The sequence below is a fragment of the Micromonospora sp. 4G55 genome, assembly GCF_016803375.1.
This window is the reverse complement of record NZ_JAEVHN010000346.1, coordinates 1-6,459: the sequence shown is the minus strand read 5'-3', so window position 1 is coordinate 6,459 and position 6,459 is coordinate 1. Positions and strand designations below refer to the sequence as shown.

5 protein-coding genes and 2 pseudogenes are annotated in these 6,459 nt (G+C 73.6%); 1 reads left to right on the top strand and 6 read right to left on the bottom strand.

The window, feature by feature from the left end; genetic code table 11:
* Positions 1 to 10: 10 nt before the first annotated feature.
* From JNW89_RS23720 to JNW89_RS23710, 3 genes and pseudogenes are all read right to left on the bottom strand, one after another.
* Positions 11 to 714: pseudogene (locus tag JNW89_RS23720) on the bottom strand (histidine phosphatase family protein).
* A 254-nt stretch (positions 715 to 968) separates the two neighbouring features.
* Entirely contained in the window at positions 969 to 1,805 is an 837-nt protein-coding gene (locus tag JNW89_RS23715) for an undecaprenyl-diphosphate phosphatase (RefSeq protein WP_238450554.1), read from the bottom strand.
* On the bottom strand, positions 1,802 to 2,854 hold the full coding sequence (locus JNW89_RS23710; protein WP_088962358.1) for an LLM class F420-dependent oxidoreductase: 1,053 nt from the start codon (positions 2,852 to 2,854) through the stop codon (positions 1,802 to 1,804). Before JNW89_RS23710 ends, JNW89_RS23715 begins: the two co-directional genes overlap by 4 nt.
* Before the next feature lie 211 nt (positions 2,855 to 3,065).
* On the opposite strand from JNW89_RS23710, the pseudogene JNW89_RS23705 reads away from it, so the two are divergent.
* Positions 3,066 to 4,036 (top strand): annotated as a pseudogene (locus tag JNW89_RS23705) (aldo/keto reductase).
* 52 nt (positions 4,037 to 4,088) lie between these two features.
* Here the strand turns inward: JNW89_RS23705 and JNW89_RS23700 are convergent.
* Genes JNW89_RS23700 through JNW89_RS23690 form a run of 3 tightly spaced genes read right to left on the bottom strand, consistent with a single transcriptional unit; the run spans position 4,089 to position 6,422 of the window.
* Positions 4,089 to 5,006 (bottom strand): hypothetical protein, encoded by a 918-nt coding sequence (locus JNW89_RS23700; protein ID WP_238450553.1) that lies wholly within the window; start codon positions 5,004 to 5,006, stop codon positions 4,089 to 4,091.
* A gap of 22 nt (positions 5,007 to 5,028) precedes the next feature.
* Positions 5,029 to 6,093 carry a WXG100 family type VII secretion target gene (locus tag JNW89_RS23695; RefSeq protein WP_238450552.1) on the bottom strand — a complete coding sequence of 355 codons (1,065 nt, stop codon included), beginning with the start codon at positions 6,091 to 6,093 and terminating at the stop codon, positions 5,029 to 5,031.
* Positions 6,090 to 6,422: a hypothetical protein gene (locus JNW89_RS23690; RefSeq protein ID WP_238450551.1), complete on the bottom strand. Its 333-nt coding sequence runs from the start codon at positions 6,420 to 6,422 to the stop codon at positions 6,090 to 6,092. The genes JNW89_RS23695 and JNW89_RS23690 overlap by 4 nt, the downstream gene beginning before the upstream one ends.
* Positions 6,423 to 6,459 lie beyond the last annotated feature (37 nt).

The following is a 6,459-nucleotide window of genomic DNA, read 5'->3' as shown; positions in this document are numbered from 1 at the left end:
GCGGGGCCCCTCACCCGGCCGCCCCCGCGCCGCCGCCGACCGCGGCGTCCGAGTCGGTCGGCCGGGTCGCCCGCCGGCGCGCTTACGCGGCGGCGGCACCAGCCCGGCGAGGTCACCGCCGGTGTCGTTGAGCCGGACCAGGAAGGGCCGCAGCGGCGTGTAGCGGATCGCGGTGACCGACGCCGGGTCCGCGACGATGCGCTGGAAGAGATCCAGGTGTACGCCGAGCGCGTCCGCCACGATGGCCTTGATCACATCGCCGTGGCTGCACGCCAGCCAGACCGCCTCCGGCCCGTGCTCGGCGGTGACCGCGGCGTCCCAGGTGCGCACCGCGGCGACCGCCCGCGCCGCCATCGCCGCCATCGACTCGCCCTCGGGGAAGACCACCGCGCTCGGGTGCTGCTGCACCACCGGCCAGAGCGGCTCCTTGGCCAGCTTCTTCAGCGGCTGCCCCTCCCAGGCGCCGTAGCCGCACTCGATCAGGCCCTCCTCGACCACCGGCTGCACCTGCGGCAGCGCCAGCTCCAGGGTCTGCCGGCAGCGGATCAGCGGGCTGGTCACCACGGTGGCCAGGGGCAGGGCGCGCAGCCGCTCACCGACCGCGGTGGCCTGGGCCCGGCCGGTGTCGTCCAGCTCGACCGGCTGGCGGCCGGCCAGGCCGCCGTCGGCGTTCGCCGTCGTCCGGCCGTGTCGCAGAAGCAGAAGGGTCGCCACGACACCACCCTAGGGCCTGCGTCGAAGTCCTCGGTCGAGCCGAGGCGGAGTCCGGGCGGCGATCCGGCAAGGCGGAGATTCGTCCGGATTAAACACCGGTATCCGGACGAATCTCCAACGCGGCCGGTCGCCGGCTGGGCCCGCCGCAGGCCGGCCAGGGGCTTCGACGCAGGCCCTGGGCGCAGGCCGCAGGCGCGACGGCCCCCGGCACCAGGGTGTCGGGGGCCGTCGCCGGCGGTCGCCGCCGGTACGCCTCAGGTCGCGCTGATCGTGCCGGTGAGCAGCAGCGCGAGCACCAACGTGCCGAGCGCCACCCGGTAGAGCACGAAGACGTACAGGGTGTGATGGGCCACGTAGCGCAGCAGCCAGGCGATCGCGGCGTAGCCGATGGCGAAGGCGATCGCGGTGGCCACCACCATCTGCGCCACGCTCGGCACCGAGGTGCCCGGCGCGGCCGGCTCGAACACGTCACCGACGCTGAAGATCCCGGACATCACCACCGCCGGGATGGCCAGCAGGAACGAGTACCGGGCCGCCGCCTCCCGGGTGAGGTTGAGCAACAGGCCGGCGGTGAGCGTGCCACCGGAGCGGGACACCCCGGGGATCAGCGCCATCGCCTGGGCGAAGCCCATCACCACGCCGTCGCGCATCCGGAAGTTCTCCAGGGTGCGGGTCTGGCGTCCCCAGTACTCGGCGAAGGCGAGCACGAAGGCGAACACGATCAGGGTGGTGGCGACCACCCACAGGTTGCGGCCGGCGGTGCGGATCTGATCCTTGAACAGGAAGCCGAACAGCCCGATCGGGATCGAGCCGACGATCACGTACCAGCCCATCCGGTAGTCGAGGCTGGCGCGCACCGAGCGGTCCCGCAGGCCGAGCAGCCAGGTGCGGGTGATCCGCCAGATGTCCTTGGCGAAGTAGATCAACACCGCCGCCTCGGTGCCCAACTGGGTCACCGCGGTGAAGGAGGCGCCGGCGTCCCGGTCGAAGAAGATCGCGGAGGTGATCCGCAGGTGTCCGGACGAGCTGACCGGCAGGAACTCGGTGAGTCCCTGGACGATGCCCAGGACGATGGCTTCGACCCAGGTCACTCGCCGACCCCGGACAGCTCCAGCGCCTCGGCGACGGTACGCAGGGTCTGCACGCCGCTGTCCCGGTCGGCGACGAAGAGGGTCACCGAGAGGGTGGTCACGCCCGCCGCGGCGTACTCGCGCAGCCGCTCGGCGATGCGCTCCTTGGGGCCGAGCAGCGAGGTGCGGTCGATGAACTCCATCGGCACCGCGGCGGCCGCGTCGCGCTGGCGCTTGGCCAGGTAGAGGTCCTGCACCTCGCGGGCAGCGTCGCCGTAGCCCATCCGGGTGGCGAGCTGGTTGTAGAAGTTCTGCTGGCGGCTGCCCATCCCGCCGACGTAGAGCGCGGCGTACCAGCGGACCAGCTCCGCGCAGGTGGCGATGTCGTCGCCGACCACCACCGGCACGGAGGGGACCACGTCGAAGCCGGCCAGCTCCTTGCCGGCCTTGGCCCGGCCGGCGCGCACCGAGGCGAGCTGCTCCTCGGCGAACTCCGGGGCGTAGAAGACGGCCAGCCAGCCGTCGGCGATCTCGCCGGCCAGCTCCAGGTTCTTCGGGCCGACGGCGGCCAGGTAGATCGGGATGTGCTCGCGGGGCGGGTGGAAGCCCAGCCGCAGCGCCTTACCGGGACCGTCGGGCAGCGGCAGCGTGTAGTGCTCGCCGTCGTAGGCCACCTCCTTGCGGGCCACCGCGAGCTTCACGATGTCGACGTACTCGCGGGTGCGGGCCAGCGGCTTGGCGAACCGCACGCCGTGCCAGCCCTCCGAGACCTGCGGCCCCGAGACGCCCAGGCCGAGCCGAAACCGGCCGCCGGAGAGCGCGTCGATGGTGGCCGCGGTCATCGCGGTCATGGCCGGGGTCCGGGCGGGGATCTGCATCACCGCGCTGCCCACGTCGATCCGCTGGGTCTGGCCGGCCATCCAGGCCAGCATGCTGGGCGAGTCGGAGCCGTAGGCCTCCGCCGCCCACACCACCGAGTAACCGAGCCGGTCCGCCTCCTGGGCAAGCGCCAGGTGGTCGGCGGGCGTGCTCCACGCCGTCTGGTATCCGAGGCTGAGCCCTAGTCGCACTGGATCCTCCCCCATCCGCACCACAGGTCGCACCAGGGTACGCAATGGCGGCGGTGGACCCGATCACCGGCTCACCCGGGCCCTGCGGGGTGCCCGGCGACCAGCGCGCGGCCCGGCGCGAGGCCCGGCCACGGTCGGATCGGCGACGTGGCGGGCAGAGATGACGGGAGCGAGGATATCCGTGACGCCAGGTTCGAAATAAGGTTCACCCATGCAACAGCGACCGCTCGGCCGAAGCGGGCTGGCGGTTTCCCGGCTCGCGCTCGGCACCATGACGTGGGGCCGGGACACCGACGCCGACGACGCGGCCGCCCAGCTGAAGAGTTACCTCGACGCGGGCGGCAACCTCGTCGACACCGCGGACGTCTTCGGCGACGGTGACGCCGAGTCGGTGCTCGGCTCGCTGCTGGGCGCCCTGGTCCCCCGCGACGAGCTGCTCATCGCCACCAAGGCGGGGCTGCGGCCGGGCAGCGGCCGGCGCCGGGACGGCTCGCGCGGGCACCTGCTGCGCACCCTGGACGCCTCGTTGCGCCGCCTGAACACCGACCACGTCGACCTGTGGCAGGTCCACGGGTACGACCCGGACACGCCGCTGGAGGAGACCCTGGCGGCGCTGGACCACGCGGTGGCCAGCGGGCGGGTCCGCTACGTCGGCGTGTCGAACTTCTCCGGCTGGCAGACCGCCCGCGCCGCCGCATGGCAGGCGGCCTGGCCGGCGCGCGCCCGGTGATCGCCGCGCAGGTGGAGTACTCGCTGCTGGAGCGGGGCGTCGAACGGGAGGTGCTGCCGGCCTGCGGCGCGCTCGGGCTGGGCGTGCTGCCCTGGTCTCCGCTGGGCCGTGGGGTGCTCACCGGCAAGTACCGGCACGGCCGGCCGGCCGACTCGCGAGCCGCCTCGCCGCACTTCGAACGGTTCGTCGCCACCTACCTGGAGCCGCGCTGCTCCAGCATCGTCGAGGCGGTGGCCACCGCGGCCGGCGGGTTGGGCGTCTCGCCGATGGAGGTGGCGCTGGCCTGGATCCGGGACCGGCCGGGCGTCACCGCGCCGATCCTGGGCGCCCGTACGGTGGGGCAGCTCCTCGGCGCGCTCCAGGTGGAGCGGATGACCCTGCCGGCGGAGATCACCACGGCGCTGGACGACGTCTCGGCCGTGCCGGTGGGCTACCCGGAACGCGACGGCTGAGGCGGCGGCCCGGGGGCCGGCGGGCCGGCCGGCCGACGCGCCGACGGACGGATCAGTCGAGGGTGGGCCGGTCGCCGGGGATCTCCCGGACGGCGGCCAGGAAGCGGGCCTGGTCGTCGCGGGTGGCCGGGTTGACGATCCGGATCCACGAGCCGTCGTCGAAGTGCAGGGTCGCCGGGAACTGCATCAGCCGCGCCGAGGAGTGGTCGCAGTCGATCCGGGTGATCCGTCGCCGCTCGACGCTCCACAGCAGCCGGGGCTCGCGCCGGTCCGGCCGGCCCTCGTCCGGGCGGCGACCCATCCGCAGCAGGTGCAGGTGGGTGTCGGTGACCGCGAGCGGGGTGCCGGTGTAGCGCTCCAGGAACAGCAGCAGGCTGCCGGCGAGGGTGGCCAGGTCGCCGCTGAAGACGTACCGGCGGCGGTAGGCGACCTCGGCGAGCTGGTCGGCGAGCGGGCGGTGGCGGCTGAGCCGGAACAGCGCCCGGAAGGCCTCCTGCTCATCGGTGAGCGGCAGCACCGGCCGGGGTTGCGGGACAGCCGGGGTGGGCTCGACGTCCACGTCCCGGCCGGCCGCCTCGGGCAACCCCGCCGCGAGCGCGGCCGCCTTGCCGGGCAGCAGCAGCACCCCGGCGACGATCCGGACCGGGGTCAGCACCGCCTCCACCCAGGCCACCGGGTTGACGATGTTCAGCAACCCGAACAGCGCCCGAGGATCGAGCGCCTCGGCGACCTCGGTGCCGACGTGGTCGACGAACTGGCTGCCGGCGCGGTGCGTCTCGTGCGCCCGCACCGGTGCCAGGCCGACGTAGCGCAGCTCCTGCCCGGTCACCAGGGGGGCGACCAGGGCCCGCTCCGGCTCGTCGGAGGTGCGGAACTCGTCGCGCAGCGCACGGGCCCGGTCGCGGGCCACCCGCGCGCCGTCGCGCACCGCGTCGCCGAGCCGCCCGAGTCGTCCCCACCCACCCGTCACGCCGTACCTCCTTGGTCGCCGGTCAGCGGCCCGCCGGCTGCTGCTCGGCGGGTGGCTGCCCGAAGACATTCTGGTCGATCCAGTCGGCGCCGCCCTGCACCACCTCGCCGATCTCGTCCTCGACCAGGTCGGAGCCGGGCACCGACAGGCCACTGACCAGGGCGGTGCCGCCCCAGACCGCTCCGTGCACGACCGAGTTCGGCACGTTCCAGGGCAGGTTGGTGGCCCAGTTCCGGGCGATCATCCGGCCGCCGTCGGCCAGGCCGTGCGCGCGCAGGGCGCCGGCCCGCTCCAGCGTCCCCATGTCGAACGGCGACCCGGACTTGCCGAGCTTGAAGGTGCCCTTCGCCGGGTCGGTGATCTTGTGGAACCACTTGTCGGCCTTGCCGGCGGCGCGCCGCTTGTCGATCGCCTTCTGCCCCATCCGCAGCGCCTTCTGCTTGTCCACCAGCTTGTCCAGGTGGTTGCGCAGCTTGCGCAGGTAGAGCATGACCCGCTGGAGCAGCCGGATGACCTTCTGCAGGTGGGTGGCGAGCGGACGGATGATCTTCAGCGACCGGGTGAGCACGATCATGCCGCGGGTCACGGTGACCGCCATGCCGGCCGCCCAGGACGCACCGGCGGTGAACGGCGCCATGAGCAGGGCGGTCACCAGGGTGACCAGCATCCAGTTGACGAACTCGACGCAGAGGTCGACCAGCACCTCGTGCACGATCTGCAGCGCCTCGGCGACCCCGCGCAGGTACTCGGCGGTGGCGGTGAACTGCCCCGCCACGTCCAGCAACTGCTGCTCGACCTCGGCGAGGCGCCTGCCGTACGCCTCGCCCGCCGGCGACCGCCAGCCCGGCTGCTCGGCCTCGCGGACGCCGCGGTGGCTCAGCGCCAGCTCGCGCACCTGGGCGGCGAGGGCGTCCCAGTCACCGGCCCGGGCGCGCAGCGCCTCCGGCTCGCCGTCGACCATGTCGACCAGCTGGATGAGCGGCCAGGCCAGGGTGCGGCAGACGCTGTCGACCACGTCCTCCACACCCGACAGCGCGTTGTCGATGCCGTTCCAGAGCTGGACGGCGCTGCCGGCGGGCCCGCTCACCGGCCCATCCCCTCGCGCATCGCCCGGAAGCCCGAGTCGATGTCCTGCTCGGTGCGCTCGTACGACTCGGCGGTGGACCCCAGCGCCGCCCCGACGCGGGTGAACGCGTCCTGACCGGCCCGGAACAGCGTCGTGCCGTCGTCGACCTGCTCGCCGTACTTGGCGCGCAGCATGTCGCTGGCGAACGGCAGGTGACCGAAGGCGCCGTCGGGCAGATCGCCTGCGGCCACCACCCGGCTCTCCAGCGCGCCCAGCGCGTTGGCCACTCCGGTGGCGGCCACCTCCAGCCGTTTCACGGCCGTCACGTCCACTTCGATGTCTGGTGCCATCGCCGTTCCTCCCCCGCATCCGACGCGGGTCGAAGAT